Below are 1,210 nucleotides of genomic sequence, written 5' to 3'. Positions count from 1 at the left end.
GTCCTAGCGCCAGGAACGACACAATCCCATCGCAATGTCCCCGCTCGACAGCTTTGGACAACAAGGCCGACAACGAGTGCCTGTCCAACTCACCCGACTCAACAAGAAGAACCTCAACGGCATCGGGATAGCGGGCCAATAAATCCGCAATCCATCCATCGTCAGCCTGTCCGGCACGCGCCACCACCAACCACCGCGGACGAGTCCGCGGGAACACCACTGGCCTAACCCGCTGCCAACCCACCTCATACCGCAACCCATCAACCCTCGAACGCAGCCCCACGTCCCTGCGCCAGTGACGTAACGCCACCAACAACTGCCCCACCGATGCAGCACTATCAACCTCACCCAGCCCCAACATCTTGGCCACCACATCAACCGCGTCATCATCAATGGCCTTCCACAGGGCCTCCCCAGCGGGATCACCCACCACCTCCACCGGCGCCGCCGCAGCCGCTTCCAGCCAATAGCGCCGGTGCTCAAAGGAATACGTCGGCAACCCGACCGCCCGGCCCCGCGGATACAGCTGCTGCCAGGACGGGCTGTGACCATGGGTGTGCAGCCGGCCCAGCGCGCCGGCCAAGGCATCCAGATCCGAGTGGTCACGATGCAGGGTCGGGATCACCACCGACTGCGACCGCCCCTGGGTACCGGCCAGGGTGTCGCTGATCGCGGCCGCCAACACCGGATGCGCCGACAACTCCACAAACACCCGCTCCCGCTGGGCGAGCAGATGCGCGACCGTGTCGAGGAAACGGACCGGCTGCCGCAGATTGGAGAACCAATACCGGGCATCCATCACGGTGGTATCCAACGGCTCCTCGGCCACCGCACTAGCCACCGTGGAATACAACGCCACCTGCGAAGACTGCGGGATGAGCCCAGCCAGCTCGCCGACCAGCTGCTCACCCAGCTCCTCCACCTGGGCTGAATGCGAGGCGTAATCGACCGCCAACTGCAGTACCTGAACCCCATCGCGCTCACAGGCGCCCACAAAGTCCTCCACCGCGGCCCGCTCACCACTGACAATCGTCTGCGATGGGCCATTGACCGCGGCCACACCCAACCCCCCACCCCATTCCCCCAACCGCCGCCCCAGCCCCCCCACCCCCACCCCCACCCACCCCCCCCCACCCCCCCCCCCCCCACCCCCCCCCCCCCCCCCCCCCACCCCCCCCCCACCCCCCCCCGCCCCCCCCCACAACCCACC

General features: G+C 67.2%; 1 protein-coding gene. It reads right to left on the bottom strand.

Annotated elements, in window-relative coordinates; translation table 11 throughout:
• Positions 1-1,210, bottom strand: a 1,210-nt coding sequence (locus MSIMFI_RS26680; RefSeq protein ID WP_191499936.1) for an acyltransferase domain-containing protein, incomplete at both ends; no start/stop codon positions are given.

Origin of the sequence: Mycobacterium simulans (assembly GCF_900232995.1) — a bacterium.
Lineage (GTDB): Bacteria > Actinomycetota > Actinomycetes > Mycobacteriales > Mycobacteriaceae > Mycobacterium > Mycobacterium simulans.
Note: the sequence above shows the minus strand (reverse complement) of the source record. Positions and strands in the feature narration are given on the sequence as shown.